Annotated in this window: 24 protein-coding genes; 19 read left to right on the top strand and 5 right to left on the bottom strand. The window is 59.3% G+C overall.

Translation table 11 applies throughout. The features are described 5' to 3' along the window. Nucleotides 1–2: 2 nt before the first annotated feature. The 5 genes from KRR23_RS11780 (at nt 3) to KRR23_RS11800 (ending at nt 3,577) form a co-directional block, all read left to right on the top strand. Nucleotides 3–1,148 carry an MFS transporter gene (locus KRR23_RS11780; RefSeq protein WP_216742633.1) on the top strand — a complete coding sequence of 382 codons (1,146 nt, stop codon included), beginning with the start codon at nt 3–5 and terminating at the stop codon, nt 1,146–1,148. After that, nucleotides 1,145–1,765, top strand: a complete 621-nt coding sequence (locus KRR23_RS11785) for a methylthioribulose 1-phosphate dehydratase (protein WP_216742634.1) — start codon at nt 1,145–1,147, stop codon at nt 1,763–1,765. The genes KRR23_RS11780 and KRR23_RS11785 overlap by 4 nt, the downstream gene beginning before the upstream one ends. Before the next feature lie 99 nt (nt 1,766–1,864). Then, nucleotides 1,865–2,410, top strand: a complete 546-nt coding sequence (locus KRR23_RS11790) for an acireductone dioxygenase (protein ID WP_216742635.1) — start codon at nt 1,865–1,867, stop codon at nt 2,408–2,410. Nucleotides 2,411–2,414: 4 nt separating this feature from the next. Next, nucleotides 2,415–3,098 (top strand): acireductone synthase, encoded by a 684-nt coding sequence (gene mtnC / locus KRR23_RS11795; RefSeq protein WP_216742636.1) that lies wholly within the window; start codon nt 2,415–2,417, stop codon nt 3,096–3,098. Between the two features lie 245 nt (nt 3,099–3,343). Next, the gene (locus KRR23_RS11800) at nt 3,344–3,577 is read left to right on the top strand and encodes a response regulator transcription factor (protein ID WP_054593490.1); all 234 of its coding nucleotides are present in this window, start codon (nt 3,344–3,346) and stop codon (nt 3,575–3,577) included. Between the two features lie 67 nt (nt 3,578–3,644). Here the strand turns inward: KRR23_RS11800 and KRR23_RS11805 are convergent, their stop codons facing one another. Beyond that, nucleotides 3,645–3,923 carry a DUF3509 domain-containing protein gene (locus KRR23_RS11805; RefSeq protein ID WP_024264778.1) on the bottom strand — a complete coding sequence of 93 codons (279 nt, stop codon included), beginning with the start codon at nt 3,921–3,923 and terminating at the stop codon, nt 3,645–3,647. 63 nt (nt 3,924–3,986) lie between these two features. Next, nucleotides 3,987–4,193 carry a hypothetical protein gene (locus KRR23_RS11810; protein WP_216742637.1) on the bottom strand — a complete coding sequence of 69 codons (207 nt, stop codon included), beginning with the start codon at nt 4,191–4,193 and terminating at the stop codon, nt 3,987–3,989. A gap of 135 nt (nt 4,194–4,328) precedes the next feature. Here KRR23_RS11810 and KRR23_RS11815 point away from each other — a divergent pair, with 135 nt between their 5' ends. From KRR23_RS11815 to csrA, 9 genes are all read left to right on the top strand, one after another. Then, a complete protein-coding gene (locus KRR23_RS11815) occupies nt 4,329–6,167 on the top strand; it encodes a long-chain-acyl-CoA synthetase (RefSeq protein WP_216742638.1) in 1,839 nt (612 codons plus the stop codon). Nucleotides 6,168–6,264: 97 nt separating this feature from the next. Continuing rightward, complete coding sequence (locus tag KRR23_RS11820) at nt 6,265–6,783, top strand: ankyrin repeat domain-containing protein (protein WP_054593488.1); 519 nt, start codon at nt 6,265–6,267, stop codon at nt 6,781–6,783. Nucleotides 6,784–7,009: 226 nt separating this feature from the next. After that, a complete protein-coding gene (locus KRR23_RS11825) occupies nt 7,010–7,540 on the top strand; it encodes a hypothetical protein (protein ID WP_216742639.1) in 531 nt (176 codons plus the stop codon). 88 nt (nt 7,541–7,628) lie between these two features. Continuing rightward, nucleotides 7,629–7,820 carry a PLDc N-terminal domain-containing protein gene (locus KRR23_RS11830; RefSeq protein WP_054593487.1) on the top strand — a complete coding sequence of 64 codons (192 nt, stop codon included), beginning with the start codon at nt 7,629–7,631 and terminating at the stop codon, nt 7,818–7,820. A 226-nt stretch (nt 7,821–8,046) separates the two neighbouring features. Beyond that, the gene (gene speE, locus KRR23_RS11835) at nt 8,047–8,922 is read left to right on the top strand and encodes a polyamine aminopropyltransferase (RefSeq protein WP_216742640.1); all 876 of its coding nucleotides are present in this window, start codon (nt 8,047–8,049) and stop codon (nt 8,920–8,922) included. A 314-nt stretch (nt 8,923–9,236) separates the two neighbouring features. Further along, the gene (locus tag KRR23_RS11840) at nt 9,237–11,330 is read left to right on the top strand and encodes an LTA synthase family protein (protein ID WP_216742700.1); all 2,094 of its coding nucleotides are present in this window, start codon (nt 9,237–9,239) and stop codon (nt 11,328–11,330) included. A gap of 408 nt (nt 11,331–11,738) precedes the next feature. Beyond that, a complete protein-coding gene (locus tag KRR23_RS11845; RefSeq protein WP_216742641.1) occupies nt 11,739–12,554 on the top strand; it encodes an SDR family oxidoreductase in 816 nt (271 codons plus the stop codon). A gap of 64 nt (nt 12,555–12,618) precedes the next feature. Further along, the gene (locus KRR23_RS11850; RefSeq protein ID WP_103315817.1) at nt 12,619–12,951 is read left to right on the top strand and encodes a YnfA family protein; all 333 of its coding nucleotides are present in this window, start codon (nt 12,619–12,621) and stop codon (nt 12,949–12,951) included. A gap of 141 nt (nt 12,952–13,092) precedes the next feature. Beyond that, nucleotides 13,093–13,278, top strand: coding sequence for a carbon storage regulator CsrA (gene csrA / locus KRR23_RS11855; RefSeq protein ID WP_216742642.1), 186 nt, complete (start codon nt 13,093–13,095; stop codon nt 13,276–13,278). Between the two features lie 37 nt (nt 13,279–13,315). Here csrA and KRR23_RS11860 read toward each other — a convergent pair whose 3' ends face one another. Beyond that, entirely contained in the window at nt 13,316–13,543 is a 228-nt protein-coding gene (locus KRR23_RS11860) for a YheU family protein (RefSeq protein ID WP_019693006.1), read from the bottom strand. Between the two features lie 78 nt (nt 13,544–13,621). Further along, nucleotides 13,622–15,601, bottom strand: coding sequence for a bifunctional tRNA (5-methylaminomethyl-2-thiouridine)(34)-methyltransferase MnmD/FAD-dependent 5-carboxymethylaminomethyl-2-thiouridine(34) oxidoreductase MnmC (mnmC, locus tag KRR23_RS11865; RefSeq protein WP_216742701.1), 1,980 nt, complete (start codon nt 15,599–15,601; stop codon nt 13,622–13,624). 154 nt (nt 15,602–15,755) lie between these two features. Here mnmC and pap point away from each other — a divergent pair, with 154 nt between their 5' ends. Continuing rightward, nucleotides 15,756–17,279 carry a polyphosphate:AMP phosphotransferase gene (pap, locus tag KRR23_RS11870; protein ID WP_216742643.1) on the top strand — a complete coding sequence of 508 codons (1,524 nt, stop codon included), beginning with the start codon at nt 15,756–15,758 and terminating at the stop codon, nt 17,277–17,279. Nucleotides 17,280–17,500: 221 nt separating this feature from the next. After that, nucleotides 17,501–18,463, top strand: a complete 963-nt coding sequence (locus KRR23_RS11875) for a DMT family transporter (protein WP_216742644.1) — start codon at nt 17,501–17,503, stop codon at nt 18,461–18,463. Between the two features lie 125 nt (nt 18,464–18,588). On the opposite strand, the gene KRR23_RS11880 is transcribed toward KRR23_RS11875, so the two are convergent. Further along, the gene (locus KRR23_RS11880) at nt 18,589–19,983 is read right to left on the bottom strand and encodes a class II fumarate hydratase (RefSeq protein ID WP_216742645.1); all 1,395 of its coding nucleotides are present in this window, start codon (nt 19,981–19,983) and stop codon (nt 18,589–18,591) included. 192 nt (nt 19,984–20,175) lie between these two features. Between KRR23_RS11880 and KRR23_RS11885 the strand changes: the two genes are divergently transcribed. The 3 genes from KRR23_RS11885 (at nt 20,176) to KRR23_RS11895 (ending at nt 22,236) form a co-directional block, all read left to right on the top strand. Next, complete coding sequence (locus KRR23_RS11885) at nt 20,176–20,700, top strand: DUF2059 domain-containing protein (RefSeq protein WP_054593477.1); 525 nt, start codon at nt 20,176–20,178, stop codon at nt 20,698–20,700. A gap of 13 nt (nt 20,701–20,713) precedes the next feature. Then, on the top strand, nt 20,714–21,013 hold the full coding sequence (locus KRR23_RS11890; protein ID WP_103315821.1) for a BolA family transcriptional regulator: 300 nt from the start codon (nt 20,714–20,716) through the stop codon (nt 21,011–21,013). A 281-nt stretch (nt 21,014–21,294) separates the two neighbouring features. After that, nucleotides 21,295–22,236 (top strand): rhodanese-related sulfurtransferase, encoded by a 942-nt coding sequence (locus tag KRR23_RS11895; protein WP_054593475.1) that lies wholly within the window; start codon nt 21,295–21,297, stop codon nt 22,234–22,236. Nucleotides 22,237–22,243: the final 7 nt, after the last annotated feature.

Raw genomic sequence — 22,243 nt, forward strand, 5'->3', positions numbered from 1 at the left:
CCGTGGCGGCGCTTCCATACTGGCGGTTGTCCAGCTTCTATCTGTTCTATTTCGCCTTGCTCGGTTCGACCGCGCCGTTCCTGGCGCTGTACTTCGATCACCTGGGGTTTTCCAGCGCGCGCATTGGCGAACTGGTGGCGATTCCGATGCTGATGCGCTGCGTCGCACCGAATATCTGGGGCTGGCTCGGTGACTACACCGGCCGGCGCCTGGCCATCGTGCGCTTCGGCGCGATCTGTACGCTGCTGACCTTTTCGCTGATCTTCGTCAGCAAAAGCTACGCCTGGCTGGCGATGGTCATGGCGCTGCATGCATTCTTCTGGCACGCGGTATTGCCGCAGTTCGAGGTCATCACCCTCGCGCATTTGCAGGGCCAGACTTCGCGCTACAGCCAGATCCGCTTGTGGGGATCGATCGGCTTCATCATCACTGTGGTCGCCTTGGGGCGGCTGTTCGAATGGTTGAGCCTGGACATCTACCCGGTGACGCTGGTGGTGATCATGGGCGGGATAATCATCAGCAGCCTCTGGGTGCCGAACGCCCAGCCGGCGCAAGGCAATCGGCTGGCGGGCGAGGGGTTTCTCAAGCAACTGCGCAGTCCCGGCGTGTTGGCATTTTATGGCTGCGTGGCACTGATGCAGATGAGCCATGGGCCGTATTACACTTTTCTGACCCTGCACCTTGAACACCTCGGTTACAGCCGCGGCGTGATCGGTATGCTCTGGGCGTTGGGAGTGGTCGCCGAAGTCCTGATGTTTTTGTTCATGAGCAAGATCCTTGCGCGCTTCTCGGTGCGCCGGGTACTGATGGCGAGTTTCCTGCTGGCGGCGTTACGCTGGCTGCTGCTCGGCTCGTTCGCCGAATTCCTGTGGGTGCTGCTGTTTGCGCAGATTCTGCATGCAGCGACCTTCGGCAGCTTTCACGCCGCTGCCATCCATTTCGTGCAACGTAGCTTCGGTGCACGCCAGCAAGGGCAGGGCCAGGCGTTGTACGCGGCACTGGCCGGCACCGGCGGCGCGTTGGGCGCGTTGTATTCCGGTTACAGCTGGAATGCCCTGGGCGCTACATTGACCTTTAGTATTGCCAGCCTCGCAGCGTTCGCTGCAGCCGTTATCATTGCCACACGTATGCAAGAGGACAGGCCATGAGCCTTACCCGTGAACAGCTCGCCCAGCAAATCATCGACGCCGGGCGTTTTTTGTATGGCCGTGGCTGGTCGCCCGCCACCAGCAGCAACTATTCGACGCGACTGTCGGCCACCGAAGCCTTGTTGACCGTTTCCGGTAAACACAAAGGGCAGTTGGGGATGGATGACGTGCTGGCCACGGATATGTCGGGCAACAGCCTGGAGCCGGGCAAAAAGCCGTCTGCCGAAACCCTGCTGCACACCCAGTTATATAATTGGCGGGCCGACATCGGTGCGGTGCTGCACACCCATTCGGTCAATGCCACGGTGTTGTCGCGGCTGCTGCAGGGGCCGGTCATTACGTTTGAAGACTACGAACTGCAAAAAGCCTTCAGTGGGATCTCGACCCATGAGTCCAAGGTGCGGGTGCCGATCTTCGACAACGATCAGGACATCGGGCGCCTGGCGTCCAAAGTCCAGCCATGGCTCGACGACCATCCCGAGTGTGTCGGTTACCTGATTCGCGGTCATGGCCTGTACACCTGGGGCCCGAAGATGAGCGATGCACTGCGGCAGATCGAAGCGTTTGAGTTCCTGTTTGAATGCGAACTGAAAATGCGCGCGTTGATTAACCGTTAAGGCCTACTTCACTTGAAGTCGCCAACCGCCTGATGAAACGCACTGCCTGACCGGCCTGTAAAAGCTGGATGGCAGCGCCGCTAACGAGGAATTGCCAACATGAGCAGCCTGTCCGTTTACCACGTTTCAAGCCCGGACCTGCCGAACAAGGTCCTGACCCACTTCGACGATATCGCCTCGACCCTGGCCGAAAAAGGCGTTCGGTTCGACCGTTGGCAAGCCGCGGCGAAGATCCAGCCCGGTGCCCGCCAGGAAGAAGTGATTGCCGCTTATCAGGTGCAGATCGACCAGTTGATGACCGAGCGCGGTTACATCACCGTCGACGTGGTCAGCCTCAACAGCGATCACCCGCAAAAAGCCGAATTGCGCGCCAAGTTTCTGGAAGAGCATCGCCATGGCGAAGACGAAGTACGATTTTTCGTCGCGGGCCGTGGCCTGTTTACCTTGCACATCGACGACTACGTGTACGCCGTGCTCTGCGAGAAAAACGACCTGATTTCGGTGCCCGCCGGCACTGCACACTGGTTCGACATGGGCGAGCACCCGCACTTCGTGGCGATTCGCCTGTTCAACAACCCCGAAGGCTGGGTGGCCAACTTCACCGGCGACGACATCGCCAGTCGCTTCCCGCGCCTCGAGGACTGATGGCATGACGATCAAAGCCATTCTCACCGACATCGAAGGCACCACCAGCGCGGTGAGTTTTGTGTTCGAGGTGCTGTTTCCCTACGCCGCCAGACATTTGCCGGACTTTGTCCGTCAGCAGGCGCAACGGGCCGACGTAGCCCGGCAGATCGACGCCATTCGCCAGGACAGCGCCGAGCCTGGCGCTGACGTTGAACGGGTAATTGAAATCCTGCTGGGCTGGATTGCCGAAGACCGCAAGGCCACGCCGCTCAAGGCGTTGCAAGGGATGGTCTGGGAGCAGGGTTATCAGGCCGGGCAGTTGAAGGGCCATGTTTACCCGGACGCGGTCGATGCGCTGAAACGCTGGCATCAGTCGGGGTATCAACTGTTTGTTTACTCGTCCGGTTCGATCCAGGCCCAGAAGCTGATCTTCGGATGCTCCGAGGCCGGTGACCTGACGCCACTGTTCAGCGGCTACTTCGACACCACGTCAGGGCCCAAGCGTGAGGCGCAGTCCTATCAGCGCATTACTCACGCCATTGGCTGCGAGCCTGCGCAGATCCTGTTTCTCTCCGATATCGTTCAAGAACTGGATGCCGCCCGTGAAGCCGGCATGGCCACTTGCGGACTGGTACGCGAAGGCGGTGAGCTCGCCGGGCATCTGAACGTCAGCAGCTTTTCGCAGATCGATCCCGCCACGTTCTGAGTGGCTACGGCTGACTGCAACTCACGCGGTCAGCCGACTTTCCACCACGGACTAACATCACGGCCAACACACGTCTGTAGGACGTGTAGGAAGTTGCCTGTTGATAAGTCGGCCATGCCTGTTTGTGGTTTTCCTTACTTGTTTAATCTTGTCCCTGTGTAACTCTTCGGCCCTTAAGTTTGTTCGCTTATCCAGGCACTTTTCGCGCTTGGCAATGGTGCGGACCCCTGGTGAGAGGGCTAAGGATGAAAACACCAAAGCGACAGCGTCCGGATCCGGCAGGCAAACCGCTGAGCGAAAAGGAACTGGAGATTCTGTATTGGGCCAAGGCCGGCAAAACGGTGTGGGAAATCAGTGTGATTCGGGACATTTCCGAGGCGACGGTGAAGTTTCACCTGAGCAACATCTACTCCAAGCTCGAAGTCACCAACCGTGCCCAAGCGGTCGGCGAGGCGGTTAATCGTGGCTTGTTGAGCTGAGCTCAAAACGCACTCAGGCCGTGCAGCGCAAGGCTTGCACGACCTGAAGGGTTTGAGCGGTTGGTGCTTATCTCGAGTGATAGGTCGGCAAGGCGAAACGCTGCTGGCTTTGCAGCATTGAAATCTGCGGCAGTTCGCTGGCCTGTTCGGCCAAGTCACGGCGAATGGCACTGATTACCCAGGACAGTTGATCGCCGGCGTGCAATTGAGCGTAGGAAATCGAGCGTTTGAACACTCGGCCATCGCTGCTATTGAGCGTCAGCAGAATACCGCCGTCAGGGCGTGCTTGCGTGGTGACGTCGAAGTTGGAGAACAGGGACGAAAATTTTTCCTGGATCAGGCTCATGTCGATCAGCTCCGTTTGCACTTGAATGGCAAGCATGGAGTGATAGGTGCACTGATTGTGCCATTATGAGAATTTATAAAAGCCGTTATAAATCAACGGTATAGAAAGCGCGTAATTTTTCGGTATCGTGCATTTTGCATGAGTGGCCATCGTGCATCCTGCATTTTGCGTGCTTGCCGCAGTATCGACCCGGATACAAAACATTTCAAAAACCGCGTGTACAGCGACACAAGCACGGGCGTACTTTTTGGCTTGAATCAACTCTTCCACGCTTATTTTTATCTCTAACGATAGGTTATTTGCTGTCTCTCATTACAGGGATGAAGTTGCCTGAACACCTGCGACTAAATGTTCGCCCGACAATAACAAAACAGGCCTGACATCAAGGGCCGAACGGGAGCAACCATGAGTCTCGCGTCAAACGACATGATCACCTGGGGCATGATGCTCCGTAAGTTGCCGTCCATTGCCAAAGCCCTGCCACGGGTGGTCAGGGGGCTTAAAGTCGCCAATGTCAAACAGCCGGATCAACCCTGCGGCCTCGGTTGGAGCTTCGAGCAAGCGACGCACCGCAATCCCGATGGCCCGGCGCTGCTGCAAGGTGAGGTCAAACTCAGTTATGCACAGGTCAATCAGTGGGCCAACCGCATCGCCCACTATCTGATTGGCCAGGGTATTGGCAAAGGTGATGTGGTCGGCATTTTCATCGAAAACCGCCCGGAACTGCTGGTCACGGTGCTGGCGGTGGCCAAGGTCGGCGCGATCAGTGCCATGCTCAATACCTCGCAAACCCAACAGGCGCTGGTGCACAGCGTGAACCTGGTCGAGCCCGCGGCAATCGTGGTGGGTGGGGAACTGGTCGAGGCGTATTCGGCGATCCGTGAGCAGGTTGCAATCGATACCGCGAGAACCTGGTGGGTGGCCGATCAGGACACCAGCGGTGACCCCGGCGAAGCTCCGTCAGGTTTCATCAACCTGATGCGCGCCAGCACCGATTGCCCGAGCGACAACCCGCTCAGCAGCCAGCAGGTGTATTTCGACGACCCTTGTTTCTATATCTATACCTCCGGCACGACCGGGTTGCCCAAAGCCGGGGTGTTCAAGCATGGCCGCTGGCTGAAGACATCCACCGTTTTCGGCTTGGTCGCCCTGGATATGCGCCCCGACGATATCGTCTATTGCACCTTGCCGCTGTACCACGCCACGGGGTTGTGCGTGTGCTGGGGCTCGGCGATTTACGGGGCATCGGGCTTTGCCATACGGCGCAAATTCAGCGCCAGCCAGTTCTGGAGCGACGCACGCAAATACCAGGCGACCACCATCGGTTACGTTGGCGAGCTGTGCCGCTACCTGATCGATCAACCGCCGAGTGCCGACGACCGTGATAACGCGGTGGTGAAGATGATCGGCAACGGTTTGCGCCCCGGCGTCTGGAGCGAGTTCAAGCGGCGCTTCGGGGTCAATCACATTTGTGAGTTGTACGCCGCCAGCGACGGCAATATCGGTTTCAGCAACATCCTCAACTTCGACAACACCATCGGCTTCTCACTGATGTCCTGGGCGTTAGTCGAGTACGCCCACGACAGCTGCACGCCGATCCGCAACAGCAAGGGTTTCATGCAGAAAGTCGGTAAAGGACGGCAAGGCCTGTTGCTGGCAAAGATTGATGACAAGGCGCCGCTCGATGGTTACACCGACCCGCAGAAGACCGAAAAAGTTGTGCTCCACGATGTCTTCGAGAGGGGCGATCGCTACTTCAATACGGGTGACTTGCTGCGCAGCATCGGTTTTGGTCATGCACAGTTTGTCGACCGCCTCGGCGATACCTACCGCTGGAAGGGTGAGAACGTGTCGACCACCGAGGTCGAGAACATCCTCTTGAAACACTCCCACATCGCCGAGGCGGTGGCCTATGGCGTCGAGATCAACAACACCAACGGCCGCGCTGGCATGGCTGCGATTATCCCGGCTGAATCCCTGGCGACCCTGGACTTCAGTGAGTTGCTGAGCTTTGCTCGCCAACACCTGCCGGCCTATGCCGTGCCGTTGTTTTTGCGGGTGAAGGTGAAAATGGAGACGACCGGCACCTTCAAGTACCAGAAGACCCGTCTCAAGGATGAAGCGTTCGATCCGGGGAAAACCGGCGACGATCCGATCTACGCCTGGCTGCCGGGCTCGGACACGTACGTGCAGGTCACCGAACAGCTGCTGGCGGATATCCACACTGGCAAGTTCCGTTATTGATTCTGGCTATGGCTGGGCGAGAGAAAAAAGGGGTGACAGGGGTAAGGCCGCTTAAGGAAACTAGCGGCTTTGCGATTGACCGAATGTGGAGTGCCCAATGACAGACAAATCCCGCCAGATGACCCCGGAAGAAGCCGCGGAGTTTGCCGAGCAGGTGTTCAACAAGGCCCGTGATGGCGACGCGGCGATGCTCGCCGCACTGCTGAGCAAAGGCCTGCCGCCGAACCTGCGTAACCACAAGGGCGACACCTTGCTGATGTTGGCCGCCTATCATGGCCACGTCGATGCAGTGAAAGTGCTGCTTGAGCACAAGGCCGATCCAGAGATTCGCAACGAAAATGGCCAAAGCCCGATTGCCGGCGCGGCGTTCAAAGGCGATCTGGCAGTGGTGACCGCCCTGGTTGAGGGTGGCGCCGAGGTTGAAGGTTCTTCCTTTGACGGCCGCACCGCGTTGATGATGGCCGCGATGTTCAATCGCAGCGCAATCGTCGACTACCTGATCAGCAAAGGCGCGGATCCCAAGGCCAAGGACGCCAACGGCATCAACGCTCTGGACGCGGCCAGGACCATGGGCGCGGCAGATACCACCGCACAGTTGCAGAAGCTGCTCGGCTGATCCCGAACCCTGTGGCGAGGGAGCTTGCTCCCGCCCGACCGGGCTGGCGCACCAGGGCGCAGCACTCGCAAAATTGGCAGTTGCTGCAAAAGCTTTGGGGCCGCTACGCAGCCCAGCGCGAGCAAGCTCGCTCGCCACAGGTTCGCGCTTGACCTCGGGCTCGGTATCCATTCGCGAATGCGCTATCCTTCGCGCCCTCAAATTACCCTCGCTACAGGATCCGCCCATGAAAGCCGCACTCATCGAACTCATCAGCAAAATCAGCTCCGGCTGCATGAGCGAGGCGGAAATTGTGCAGATCGTGGATGAAGCCGCCCAGGCCTATGCCGATCCCGAGGCATTCCTGGCGGCCAACCCGGACATCAACTACGACGACACTTTCCCGATCCCGCTGGGTGAATGGGTGGTGGTCGGCAGCCTGCCGGAAACCGTGCTGTTCCAGGCCGACACCTACATGGACCTGTTCGCACAGATCGTTGCGTCTTTCGGCCCGGGCGTGGCATTCAACATCAAGCCCAAGCAACTGGCCAAGACCGAAGCGTTGGCTGCACTTAACCGCATCCAGATCCAGATGGGCAGCATGAACCCGGAAAACGGCGGCTACACGCTGATGAACTTCAGCCAGCTGCTCGATGACGAGATTCAGGTCGTGCTGGTCTATGGCAACGATGTCCCGCGGGTGCTGGAGTTGTGTGCGCACATCGGGATTGCTGCGGCGCCGTCGCTGGAAGCGCTGAAAGTGGCGATTCACGTTTAAGGCCATTACGGCGCCAAACGTAATAAAGCGGAGCTATCGTCAGGCCCGACTATCCTAAGGGGGAAATTCTTCTCCTGGGAGTGACACCATGGGTTCCACCTTCAATGGCCTGGTTGGCCTGATCATCCTCGCGCTGGATATCTGGGCGATCATCAACGTGCTTAAAAGCGGTGCAGAAACCGGGATGAAAATCATCTGGGTGCTACTGATTCTCCTGCTTCCGGTGCTGGGCCTGGTTATTTGGGCAATTGCGGGGCCCCGGGGCAACGTGCGGTTCTGACACTGCCCTCTATGTCGACACGTCACCCTGTGTGAGCGAGCAAGCTAGCTCCCACAGGGTTCATTGTGTGTTTGAGTGATCTTTGGTCTGACGAAGGTTCGACCTGTCATGTTTGGCGACGTAGAATGCGCGCCTTTCCGTGGACAATCGCCTGCCCGGCGCCTGCGATTGTCCATCATGGGCGGGTGACCGTCCGTTGCCACCAGCATTCACCGGGGGACTTCCCATGAGCACCACCAAAACCTGCGAGTACCTGGAAACCCTCTACGAAGGCTACGGCCAGCGTTTTCGCATGGAAAAACTGCTGCACGAAGTGCGCACCGAGCACCAGCACCTGGTGATTTTCGAGAACCCGCGCATGGGCCGGGTCATGGCGCTCGACGGTGTGATCCAGACCACCGAAGCCGACGAGTTCATCTACCACGAGATGCTCACCCACGTGCCGATCCTGGCTCACGGCTCCGCCAAGCGCGTATTGATCATCGGCGGTGGCGACGGCGGTATGCTGCGTGAAGTGGCCAAGCACCGCAGTGTCGAACACATCACCATGGTCGAAATCGACGGCACCGTGGTCGATATGTGCAAGGAGTTCCTGCCGAACCACTCCAAAGGTGCGTTCGATGACCCACGCCTGAACCTGGTGATCGACGACGGCATGCGTTTCGTCGCCACCACCCAGGAAAAATTCGACGTGATCATCTCTGACTCCACCGACCCGATCGGTCCGGGTGAAGTGCTGTTCTCGGAGAACTTCTACCAGGCCTGCCGCCGCTGCCTGAACGAAGGCGGTATTCTGGTGACCCAGAACGGCACGCCGTTCATGCAGATCGAAGAAGTGAAAACCACCGCCGGGCGCTTGCGTAGTCTGTTCCCGGACTGGCACTTCTATCAGGCTGCGGTGCCGACCTATATCGGCGGTGCCATGACGTTTGCCTGGGGCGCGACCAACACGGCTTACCGCAAGCTGTCGCGCGAAACCCTGAGTCAGCGTTTTGCCGGCAGCGGCATCATCACCCGCTACTACAACCCGGAAATCCATATTGGCGCATTCGCTCTTCCGCAGTACGTGCTGCAAGCGGTGAACAAGCCGAGTAATGATTAAGCCGGGCTGACCGAAAAGGGCCGAGAGGCCCTTTTTGTGTTTCCAGATATACGTTGCACGAAATTTTCACAAACACTCCAAGACAATTCACCCACGCCGATTTAACACTCAACCCCCTGTGACTCTTGTTCCAGAGCCCTGGAAGCCAGGCTTTGGGGGGGTGTTTGCCAGTAATGAATGGTAATGCCGTGAGTGATCGTGCAACATTTGCGCATCGCGCACGCTCCCGGCCACTTCCTGCAAGTAATCGCAACGGAGGGCAGGGCGCCGCAACATCTTTGAAACTTCAACTTCCAATGAGTCCTATAAACGACATGGCTAACCCGGACGCCCTGAGTCAGCAGCGAGCTTCGAATCGCTTGCTGCAACCGACCGTCAAATCGCATCTGGCGTACACACTGCTCTGTGCCGTGGTCATGATGGCAATGCTCTCCCTGCTGCGCGTTGCGCTGCTGGTGTACAACCGGGAGATGATCCTCGACACACCCGCCTCGACCTTCCTTGAAGCGTTCGCCAACGGCTTGCGTTTCGACCTGCGTCTGGTGGTCTACCTCAGCATTCCACTATTGCTGTCCCTGTTCAGTGTCCGGGCGATGGCAGCCCGCGGTCTGTTCCGGTGCTGGCTGACCATTGCCTCGAGCATCGCGCTGTTCCTCGGCCTGATGGAAATGGACTTCTACCGTGAGTTCCACCAGCGCCTCAACGGCCTGGTCTTCCAGTATGTGAAGGAAGACCCGAAAACCGTCATGAGCATGCTCTGGTACGGCTTCCCGGTCGTCCGTTATCTGTTGGCCTGGGCCGTTGGCACCTGGTTGCTGAGCCTGGCGTTCAAGGGCGCCGACCGTGCAACCCGCCCACGCGGCCCGTTCAGCGGTGGCGCCATCAGCACCCGTCAGGTAGCCCCGTGGTACGCGCGCATCGCGGTATTCGTGGTTTGCCTGTTGATCTGCGTCGTGGCTGCCCGTGGCACGTTGCGTCAAGGTCCGCCGCTGCGTTGGGGTGACGTTTACACCACCGAGTCGAACTTCGCCAACCAGTTGGGCCTGAACGGCACGTTGCAGTTGGTTGCTGCTGCAAAGAGCCGCATGTCCGAAGAGCGCGACAACATCTGGAAGCCGACGATGGAGCAGTCTGAAGCCCAGAAAATTGTCCGCGATATGCTGGTGATGCCGGACGACAAGCTGGTTGATGCCGATATCGCTGCGGTACGCCGCGATTACACGCCACCGGCCGACAAGACGCTGCCGATCAAGAACGTCGTTGTGATCCTGATGGAAAGCATGGCCGGTCACTCGGTCGGTGCCTTGGGCGCGCCGGGCAACATCACGCCCAACCTCGATAAATTGTCGAAAGAAGGCCTGTTGTTCGACCGCTTCTTCTCCAACGGCACTCATACCCACCAGGGTATGTTCGCCACCATGGCCTGCTTCCCGAACCTGCCAGGTTTCGAATACCTGATGCAGACTCCGGAAGGCAGCCACATGCTGTCCGGCCTGCCACAGTTGCTCAGCGCCCGTAACTACGACGATGTGTATGTCTACAACGGTGATTTTGCCTGGGACAACCAGTCGGGCTTCTTCAGCAACCAGGGCATGACCAACTTCATCGGGCGTAACGACTACGTCAACCCGGTGTTCTCCGACCCGACGTGGGGCGTGTCCGACCAGGACATGTTCGACCGTGGCCTGCAGGAACTCAAGGCGCGCGAAGGCAAGCCGTTCTACGCACTGCTGCAAACCCTGTCCAACCACACTCCCTATGCCTTGCCGACGCCATTGCCGGTCGAAAAAGTCACTGATCGTGGCAGCCTGAACGAGCATTTGACGGCCATGCGTTACGCCGACTGGGCGTTGGGGCAGTTCTTTGAAAAGGCCCGTAAAGAGCCGTACTTCAAGGAAACCCTGTTTGTCATCGTGGGCGACCATGGTTTCGGCAACGAGCGTCAAATCACCGAAATGGACCTGGGCCGCTTCAACGTGCCGATGCTGATGATTGCACCGGGCATCCAGGAAAAATTCGGTCAGCGCGACCACACCGTGGGGACTCAGATCGACATCGTGCCGACCATCATGGGCCGCCTCGGTGGCGAAGTGCGTCAACAGTGCTGGGGACGAGACCTGCTCAACCTGCCGCAAGGCGATACCGGTTTCGGCGTGATCAAACCATCGGGTACTGAACAGACCACCGCCATCGTCACGGCGGACCAGATCCTGATTCTGCCCAAGGAAAAGGAAATGGACCCGAAGATGTACCAGTACCAACTGGGTGCCAACCCGCATGCCGAAATCGTCCCGAATGCACCGCGTACCGCTGAGCTGAAGCTCAAGCTGGAAGCGTTCCTGCAAACCGCGACCAAGAGCTTGCTGGATAACACCGCGGGTGTGACTGAAAGCATGCAGACCAAGTAAAACGTCAATAAAAAAGAGGCCCGCGAGGGCCAATGCTGTTCACTTAAGCCGATGTTTCAGGCACAACCCCAGTTGTGGCGAGGAGCTTGCTCCCGCTGGGGCGCGAAGCGGCCCTGAATTGGGCCTGCTACGCAGTCCAGCGGGAGCAAGCTCCCTCGCCACAGATACTTCTCAGGCCTCCAGACTTCCTTAAGTGAACAGCATTGCCCGCGAGGGCCTTTTTTTCGTCTGCCGAATCTGTCGGCGGGCGGTTGAACCCTGCCGACAACCCGGTCGGCTCGGCGCGTTTCCGTGCCATGCAACCGCTACGGTTTGCCTGGGGTATTCAGCAATCTGATGGTCATGGGTGTAGGAAAATCCTTCGCTACACTGCGAGCATCTTCCCCCGGAACATCAAGGCAACTCCCTATGCAAAATCGCATGATGATCACTGGTGCCGGGTCCGGCCTGGGTCGTGAAATCGCTCTGCGCTGGGCTCGAGAAGGGTGGCAGTTGGCCTTGTCCGATGTCAGCGAGCCAGGCTTGAAAGAAACCCTGAAACAGGTCCGCGAGGCGGGTGGTGACGGTTTCATTCAGCGTTGCGATGTGCGCGACTACAGCCAGTTGACCGCCTTCGCCCAAGCCTGTGAAGAGAAGCTGGGCGGCATCGATGTGATCGTCAACAACGCCGGCGTGGCCTCGGGCGGTTTCTTCAGTGAGCTGTCGCTGGAAGACTGGGACTGGCAGATTGCGATTAACCTGATGGGCGTGGTCAAAGGCTGCAAGGCGTTCCTGCCGCTGCTGGAAAAGAGCAAAGGCAAGATCATCAACATCGCCTCGATGGCCGCGTTGATGCAAGGTCCGGCCATGAGCAACTACAACGTGGCCAAGGCCGGTGTCGTGGCGCTGTCCGAGAGCCTGCTGATTGAACTGGCACATCAGGAAATCGCTGTGCATGTGGTCTGCCCGTCGTTCTTCCAGACCAACCTGCTGGACTCCTTCCGTGGCCCGACCCCGGCCATGAAAGCCCAGGTCGGCAAGTTGCTGGAAAGCTCGCCGATTACCGCCAGCGATATCGCTGACTACATCTACCAGCATGTTGCCGCAGGCGAGTTCATGATCCTGCCCCATGAGCAGGGCCGTATGGCCTGGGCACTCAAACAGAAGAATCCGCAGTTGTTCTACAACGAGATGACCGTGATGGCCGACAAGATGCGCGCCAAGGCCAGGCAAAGCGCCAGCTGAGCTTGCGAGTATCGGGCTGCGTCGTTAGGGTTGCCGCTTCTGGCCGCCCTGACGAGATGTGTGCATGCTCAATTACCTGTGGTTTTTCCTTGCGGCGCTGTTCGAAATCGCCGGCTGTTTCGCTTTCTGGATGTGGTTGCGGCAGGGCAAAAGCGTCTGGTGGGTCGTGCCGGCGCTGCTCAGCCTGACGCTGTTCGCCATTGTGCTGACCAAAGTCGAATCGACCTACGCGGGCCGTGCTTATGCAGCCTATGGCGGCATTTACATTATTGCGTCCATCGGCTGGCTCGGCGTGGTCGAGCGGATTCGACCGCTGGGCTCGGACTGGCTGGGCGTTGCACTGTGCGTATTAGGCGCGAGTATCATTCTGTTTGGCCCGCGTTTCACTACGCCTTGAGTCATTGGCGTTGCCGTGAAAGGGAAGTCTGTAAGAGGAGTCGCTTTGCCGCGTAGGGGGGGACTGTTTTGCCTCCGTTGCATTGTAGACCCGGCGTCAGCCGGTCATCTTCAAGGCCCGGTAATCTCAAGGACTAGAGCCATGCTCGTACTCAGCCGCGTTGTGGGCGAAATGATCTCCATTGGCGACAACATCTCTGTGCGTATCCTCGCCGTGAACGGAAGCAACGTTCGGTTCGGTGTCGAAGCCCCGCAAAACATCAATGTGCATCGCGCCGAAGTTTATGAGCGCATTCAGGCCAAACGGGTACACGGCAAACGCAGCTGAAGCCCTCGGTCAAATAGCCACCCGGTCAAATGGCTGCTCAGTCAAACAGGTGCTTGGGCACATCGTGCTTGAGCATCAGTTGGCATTGCTGGCTTTCAGGATCGAACACTATCAGCGCCTGACCTTTGCTCAACGCATGGCGCACCCGCAACACGCGGGTTTCCAGCGGGGTTTCGTCGCCATTGTCGGTACCGTCACGGGTGACGAAGTCTTCGATCAGGCGGGTCAGGGTGTCGACTTCAAGTTGGTCGTGGGGAATCAGCATAGGCACCTCGGGTCATCAATCCGGCGATCCTACGGCGCTTCACGCCGCAGGACCAGCCTGTCCGCCTTGATCCCATCATCACGAACCGCGAATCAGCTTGCGCAAGGCAAACCGGTTGGGATGGCAGGCCTCGGCGACGCTTCGCGGCAGGGGCAACGGTTCGTTGTCCAGCCACGCCGCCAGCAATTCGCCGGACAGCGGTGCGGTGATCAATCCGCGTGAACCGTGCCCGCTGTTGATGTACAACCCGTCGAACCATGGACACGCGATGTCTGGCACCTGCCGAGCGTCTTTGCTCAGTGCGGCGTAGGCCTGGGCGAACGCCTGGCTGTCAGCCAATGGGCCGACGATCGGCAGGTAGTCGGGGCTGGTGCAGCGGAACGCGGCGCGACCTTGTAGCTGTTCCGGGTCCAGCTGTCTGGCGTGCAGACGAGTGACCAGGTCGCTGGATATTTCCTCGAGCAGCTCCAGGTTGCCAAGGTGTTCGGCAGTCGTCGGAGTCAGGTCGTCGCTCTTGAAGTCGAAGCTGGCGCCCAGGGTGTGTTCACCCAAGCGTGCGGGGGCGACGTAACCTTCAGCGCAGACCACCGTCGCCAGACACTGGCTCTCAGCGGTTTGCGCCAAGCGGGTGATTTGCCCGCGAATGCGTTTGAGCGGCAGCTCGGCACTGTGCGCGAAGCGTTTGATTTCCGCCGCGCCGGCCAGTACCACCACGGGCGCGCTGGCGAGCAGGGTCTCGCCATCCCAGGCTTGCCACTGATCATCGACCTTGCGCAGTTCCAGCACATCGCGGTGCGTCAGCAGTTGGACATTGGGGGGCGATGCTTGCCACTGGCACAGGGCCGGCGGATGAACCCAACCACCCTCTGGATAGAACAGCCCGCCATGGGCCAGTTCGATTCCGGCCTGGGCCTGCGCGTGCGGCTGGTCCAGCAGGTGCAACAGATCGGCGGGGAAGGCCGCCGCCAGTTGCGCCTGACGCTCGGCTTCCTTGGCATTGAATGCCAGTTGCAGCACCCCGCAATCGTCCCAGTCGACGCCGCGCTGCAAGTGTTCAAGCAAGCGCCGGGTGTGACCGAAACCGCTGACGATCAATTGCGAAAGTGCGGTGCCGTGGGCCGAGAGTTTCAGGTACAGCACGCCTTGCGGGTTGCCGGAGGCTTCTTGGGCCAGGTCGGCATGCCGTTCCAGCAGGCTGACCTGCCAACCGCGTGCGGCGAGGCTGGCGGCGCTGGCGCAACCGGCCAGTCCGGCGCCGATCACCAGCGCACGACGTTCGCCGCTCAGTTGATTCGGGCGAGCAAACCAGGGTTTGGCGGTTGCCGGGGCCGGTGTTTCCTGCGGCCAGCCGACGAACTCGCCCCGCAGGATTTCCCATTTGTGTCCGATGCCCGGCGTGCGGCGCATTTTGAAACCCGCCGCATTGAGCAGACGGCGCACCCAGCCGGTGCTGGTGAAGGTGCTGATGGTCGAACCGGGCGCCGACAGACGCGCCAGTTCGGCAAACAGTTCGGCGGTCCACATGTCGGGGTTTTTCGCTGGAGCGAAACCGTCGAGAAACCACGCGTCGATCTGCGCGTCCAGCTGTGGCAGTTGTTCCAGCACGTCACCGATCAACAGCGTCAGGGTCACGCGGCCATTGTCCAGCACCAGCCGCTGAAAGCCCTGGTGGATGGCGACGTACTGCGCCAACAACTGATCGGCAAACGGTTTGAGGTCAGGCCAGAGTGCCAGGGCCCGTTGCATATCTGCGGGGCTCAGCGGGTACTTCTCGACGCTGATGAAATGCAGACGTGCGCCAGCCACAGCCTGTTGCTCGAACAACTGCCAGGCGCAGAGAAAATTCAGTCCGGTGCCGAAACCGGTCTCGCCAATCACCAACCTTTCGCCGGCCGGCAGTTCGGCAAAGCGTTCGCTCAGGCGGTTTTGTTCGATGAACACATAACGGGTTTCATCAAGGCCCGACTGGTCGGAGAAATACACGTCGTCAAACACCCGCGAGCGCGGGCGACCTTGGTCGTCCCAGTCGAGCTGGGCATGCGGTACGGGGTTCGGCAGTGTTTCAGGGTTCATGGTCGGCTCAGGCGAGGCAAGGCGACCATTCTAGCCGATCGCGACAAAGCCGATTGATCCATGGCAACCCGAATGGCATGGCACAGACAAGTGCTCGACCAATCCGCTAGTCTTGCTCAATCCGGGAAGGGAGCTGCTCATGTTCGAATCTGCCGAAATCGGTCATGCGATTGATAAAGAAACCTACGAAGCTGAAGTGCCGGCGCTGCGTGAGGCGCTGCTCGAAGCCCAGTTCGATCTCCAGCAGCAGGCCCGTTTTCCGGTGATCGTGTTGATCAACGGGATTGAAGGCGCGGGCAAGGGCGAGACGGTGAAGTTGCTCAATGAGTGGATGGACCCGCGACTGATTGAGGTCCGCACCTTCGATCAGCAAACCGATGAAGAGCTGGCGCGACCACCGGCCTGGCGCTATTGGCGAATGCTCCCGGCCAAGGGGCGAATGGGGGTGTTTTTCGGCAACTGGTACAGCCAGATGCTGCAAGGGCGGGTCCATGGTTTGTTCAAGGATGCGGTGCTGGACCAGGCGATCAACCAGACCGAGCGCCTGGAGAAAATGCTCTGCGATGAAGGCGCGGTGATCTTCAAATTCTGGTTTCACCTGTCCAAGCAACAAATGAAAGCGCGCCTCAAGTCCTTGCAGGACGACCCGTTGCACAGCTGGCGCATCAGCCCGCTGGACTGGCAGCAATCGAAAACCTACGACAAGTTCGTGCAGTATGGTGAGCGGGTGATTCGCCGCACCAGCCGCGACTACGCACCCTGGCATGTGATCGAAGGTGTGGACGCCCATTACCGCAGCCTGACCGTGGGCAAGATCCTGCTTGACGGTCTGCAAAATGCCCTCAAGCGGCCCAAGATCAACCCGGATAAAGTCAGCGCCGCGCCGCTGTCGACCAGTGTCGATCAACTGAGCCTGCTCGGTAGCCTGGACATGAGCCAGCGTCTGGAAAAGGACGATTACGAGGAGCAACTGATTACCGAGCAGGCACGGTTATCTGGCCTGATGCGCGACAAGCGCATGCGCCGACACGCACTGATCGCGGTATTCGAGGGGAATGACGCGGCAGGCAAGGGTGGAGCGATTCGTCGCGTGGCCGCCGCACTCGACCCGCGCCAGTACAGCATCGTGCCGATTGCCGCGCCGACCGAGGACGAGCGCGCCCAGCCGTATTTGTGGCGCTTCTGGCGACAGATCCCGGCGCGGGGAAAATTTACTGTCTTCGACCGTTCCTGGTATGGCCGGGTGCTGGTGGAGCGCGTCGAGGGTTTTTGCAGCCAGGCCGACTGGCTGCGCGCCTATGGTGAAATCAACGACTTCGAAGAGCAGATCAGCGCCTCTGGGGTGATCGTCGTGAAGTTCTGGCTGGCCATCGACAAACAGACCCAGCTGGAGCGTTTCCAGGAGCGCGAAGCCATTCCCTTCAAACGCTTCAAGATCACCGAAGACGACTGGCGTAACCGCGAGAAGTGGGATGACTACCGGACGGCTGTCGGCGATATGGTCGACCGCACCAGCACCGAGGTTTCGCCCTGGACCCTGGTGGAAGCCAACGACAAGCGCTGGGCCCGGGTCAAAGTACTGCGCACCCTCAACCGCGCGCTGGAAGAGGCCTTCGAGAAATCCGACAAGGACCAGAAGAAGCTGAAGAAGGACAAGAAGTAGCCCGATGGGTTTGCATGCGCGGGGTGAATGATTGTCGCCGTCGGCCGGGAGCTGACAGGGGCGATGTCGTGGGCACACGTGGTTAACTGATCAACGGTAAACGTCAACTTCTCGGTGCGACCGATACAGTCTCATTTACGGCTTGTCGCCAACTGTCCGTGTGTGATGCCTCGTCGGCAGCCTAGAATGGCTTTTCTCGCCGTCAGCCTTTTGGGGTTTCCATGCACATTTCGTCCGGTCGCTGGGTTTATGGTCTGTTCCTCGCCTTGCTGACCGCGTTTTTGTGGGGAATCCTGCCGATCAAACTCAAGCAGGTGTTGCTGGTGATGGACCCGGTCACGGTGACCTGGTTTCGGCTGATCGTGTCCGGCAGCTTGCTGTTCCTTTATCTGGCGGCGACCAAGCGTCTGCCGAGCCGACGGGCGCTCGGGCCTAAAGGTGGCTGGCTGGTGCTGATGGCGGTACTCGGGCTGGTGGGCAACTACGTGTTGTACCTGATGGGCCTGAACCTGCTGAGCCCGGGTACTGCGCAACTGGTCGTGCAGATGGGGCCGATCCTGTTGCTGATCGCCAGCCTGTTTGTGTTCAAGGAGCGTTTCAGCGTGGGGCAGGGGATTGGCCTGCTGGTACTGTTGTTGGGTTTCGGGCTGTTTTTCAATCAGCGGCTCAGCGAGTTGCTGACATCGTTGAGTGATTACACCGCAGGCGTGTTGCTGGTACTGGCGGCGTCAACCGTCTGGACCTTCTATGCGCTGGGCCAGAAACAATTGCTGACGGCGTGGAATTCGTTGCAGGTGATGATGGTGATCTACCTGTTTTGTGCCTTGTTGCTGACGCCGTGGGTGCATCCATTGGAAGCTTTGCAACTGAGCCCGCTGCAAGGCTGGTTGCTGCTCGCGTGCTGCCTGAACACGCTGATCGCTTACGGCGCTTTTGCCGAGGCGCTGGCCCATTGGGAGGCCTCGCGAGTCAGTGCGACACTGGCGATCACACCGTTGGTGACCTTCGCTGCCGTGGCGCTGGCCGCCTGGTTGTGGCCCGATTATGTGCATGCCGAACAGATCAACAGTCTGGCGTATGGCGGTGCAGTGCTGGTAGTGCTGGGGTCGGCACTCGTCGCGTTGGGGCCATCGCTGATCGCCGGGCTCAAGGCCCGGCGTATGCGGGCTGCGGTCAGTCGATGAAAGATCGTTCCCACGCTCCGCGTGGGAATGCAGCCCGTGACGCTCTGCGTCACATACCAAAGCGGACGCAGAGCGTCCATTGAGGCATTCCCACGCAGAGCGTGGGAACGATCAGTATCAGACGATCAGCCTTTGCTGCCAGCCTCCAGCATGTTCTCCGGCCGCACCCAGGCATCGAACTGCTCATCCGTCAGATAACCGAGCTGCAACGCCGCCTCACGCAGTGTCAGCCCTTCGCCATAGGCTTTCTTGGCAATCTCGGCGGATTTGTCGTAGCCGATGTGCGGGTTCAGCGCCGTCACCAGCATCAAACCGCGTTCCAGGTGAGCGGCCATTTGCTCGGCATCCGGCTCAAGGCCTGCAATGCAATGCTGCTGGAAGTTACTGCAGCCATCGCCAAGCAAGCGGATCGATTGCAGCAGGTTGTGAATGATCACCGGCTTGAAAACGTTCAACTGCAGGTGGCCCTGGCTGGCGGCGAAGCCAATCGCCACGTCGTTGCCCAGCACCTGGCAGGCGAGCATCGACAGCGCTTCGCACTGAGTCGGGTTGACCTTGCCGGGCATGATCGAACTGCCGGGCTCGTTGGCGGGCAGCTTGACCTCGGCGAAACCCGCCCGTGGTCCAGAGCCCAGCAAGCGCAAGTCGTTGGCGATTTTCATCAGGGTCACGGCGAGGGTTTTCAGCGCGCCGGACAGCGTGGTCAACGGTTCATGCCCGGCCAGTGCGGCAAACTTGTTCGGCGCGGTGATAAACGGCAGACCGGAGAGCGCGGCCAGCTCGGAGGCAATCGCTTCGCCAAAGCCATGGGGCGAGTTGAGGCCGGTCCCCACTGCAGTACCGCCCTGAGCCAGCTCGCAGACGGCCGGCAAGGCGCTGCGGATCGCACGTTCGGCGTAATCGAGCTGGGCGATGAACGCCGAAAGCTCCTGACCGAAGGTGATCGGCGTGGCATCCATCAAGTGCGTGCGACCGGTCTTCACCAGTTTGATGTGCCGTGCGGCCTGCTCGGCCAGCCCGGCGGAGAGTTCAGCGATGGCCGGCAACAGATGCTGTTGTACGGCCTGCACCGTGGCGATATGCATGGCGGTGGGGAAGCTGTCGTTGGAGCTTTGCGAGCGATTGACGTGGTCGTTGGGGTGCACCGGAGCCTTGCCGCCACGGGGGTTGCCGGCCAGTTCGTTGGCACGGCCGGCGATCACTTCGTTGACGTTCATGTTGCTTTGGGTGCCACTGCCGGTCTGCCAGACCACCAGCGGAAACTGGTCGTCATGCTGGCCGTCGAGCACTTCGTCGGCGGCCTGCTCGATCAGCCGGGCGATGTCGGCCGGCAGATCGCCATTGCGACTATTGACCCGTGCCGCGGCTTTCTTGATCAGGGCCAGGGCATGCAGTACGGCCAGCGGCATGCGTTCATTGCCAATGGCAAAGTTAATCAGCGAGCGCTGCGTCTGAGCGCCCCAGTAGGCTTCATCCGGGACTTCTACTGGGCCAAGGCTGTCGGTTTCGATACGGCTCATCGGTTACATTCCTGTAGGTCTGATAGCGAAGTTTAGGTCGTGAATGACGCTTGGGGTTCCATCAGTCGTTTTTTTAACCGTTCGGTCCTGAAAATCAGGCCTGGCAAGGGGGAGGGGTTGAGCGCATGAGTTTTTTAGGCGCAGAATGGCCACCCTTGGGGTTTTACCTCGCCTGCTAGAATAGGAAACTCGATGACTCGTCTTCGTGCCATCTGTACCGCGGTTGCTCTGGTCTGTGCCAGCGGCCAGGTTTTCGCCGATACCGCCAGCCACAACGCCAGTGCCGAAGCTTTCCTGACCCTGGCGCATGCTGACAAACTGGGCACACCGGTGTACATGCAAGTGCAGCAAATGTTCGCCCAGCGCTTTGAACAAACCAAAGCGCCGGAATCGAAAAAAGCCTTGCTGGAAACCTACCAGGCCAAGGCCAACGCCGCTCTGGACCAAGCCATTGGCTGGAACAAACTGAAGCCGGACATGGTCAAGCTCTACACCACCAACTTCAGCGAATCCGAGCTCAAGGACCTGGTCGCGTTCTACCAGTCGCCACTGGGCAAGAAAGTCCTGGAAAAAATGCCTCAGCTGACTCAGCAATCGGCCCAGATGACTCAAGCCAAGCTGGAAAGCGCGGTGCCTGTGGTCAACAAGCTGCTGGCTGACATGACTGCCGAGCTGACGCCGAAAGACGCCGCTGCTCCCGCCAAGAAAAAGCCTTGAGCGGAGCCCCGCAATGACCATGCAACAACGTATTGAATCGGCACTGAACGCGTTGCAACCTGCACATCTGGAGGTGCTGGACGAAAGTCATATGCACAGCCGCGGGCTGCAAACCCACTTCAAGGCCGTGGTGGTCAGCGAGCAATTTGCCGGGCTCAACAGCGTCAAGCGTCACCAGAAGGTCTACGCCACGCTGGGTGACCTGATGGGCGAATTCCATGCGTTGGCGCTGCATACCTATACGCCTGAGGAATGGGCAAAGACCGGCGCGGCACCTGCCTCGCCGACCTGTGCTGGCGGTAGCAAGCACTGATTGTGAGGGCTGTTGTGGCGAGGGAGCTTGCTCCCGCGGGTCGGTCCGCGCTCGGGCGAAGCGACCCTAATATCAGCCGCCGCGAGTATTCAGATGGAACGCGATTGCCGGATTACGACCGCTTCGCGGCCGAGCGGGGGCAAGCCCCCTCGCCACAGAGATATCTGGCAGTCCATTAATCTCTTTGTTTTTGTTAGAATCCGCAACGCGCCGCTTAGCCGGCGCGTTTTTTTTCGTATCCGGTTCACCCCTTACGCGGGTAGCCACCTGGAGAATCACCCATGACACAACAGATTGTCGTGGCGGCACTGTATAAGTTCGTCACTCTTGAAGATTACGTCGCCTTGCGCGAGCCACTGTTGCAGGCAATGGTCGACAACGGCATCAAAGGCACCTTGCTGATTGCCGAAGAAGGCATTAACGGCACGGTTTCCGGTAGCCGCGAAGGCATCGACGGGCTGATGGCCTGGCTCAAGAACGATCCGCGCATGGACGACATCGACCACAAAGAGTCGTACTGCGATGAGCAGCCGTTCTACCGCACCAAGGTCAAACTCAAGAAAGAGATAGTCACCCTGGGTGTTGAAGGCGTTGACCCGAACAAGAAGGTCGGCACCTACGTTGATCCGCAGAACTGGAACGCGTTGATCAGCGACCCTGAAGTGCTGCTGATCGATACCCGCAACGACTATGAAGTCTCGATCGGCACGTTCGAAGGTGCGATCGACCCGAAAACCACCAGTTTTCGCGAATTCCCCGACTACATCAAAGCCAACTTCGACCCGGCCAAACACAAGAAAGTCGCGATGTTCTGCACCGGCGGCATTCGTTGTGAAAAGGCTTCGAGCTACATGCTCAGCCAGGGCTTCGATGAAGTCTTCCACCTCAAGGGAGGGATCCTGAAGTACCTCGAAGAGGTGCCGCAGGAAGAAACCAAATGGCAGGGCGACTGCTTCGTGTTCGATAACCGCGTCACCGTTCGCCACGACTTGAGCGAAGGCGACTACGATCAATGTCATGCCTGTCGTACGCCAGTGAGCGTTGAAGACCGTGCATCCGAGCACTATGTCGCTGGCATCAGTTGCCCGCATTGCTGGGATAAGCTGAGTGAGAAGACCCGCCGCAGTGCGATCGACCGGCAGAAACAGATCGAACTGGCCAAGGCCCGTAATCAGCCGCACCCGATTGGTTACAACTACAAGCAATCCAACACCGAGGCCTGAACCATGT

Origin of the sequence: Pseudomonas sp. CVAP#3, assembly GCF_018986375.1 — a bacterium.
GTDB lineage: Bacteria > Pseudomonadota > Gammaproteobacteria > Pseudomonadales > Pseudomonadaceae > Aquipseudomonas > Aquipseudomonas helvetica.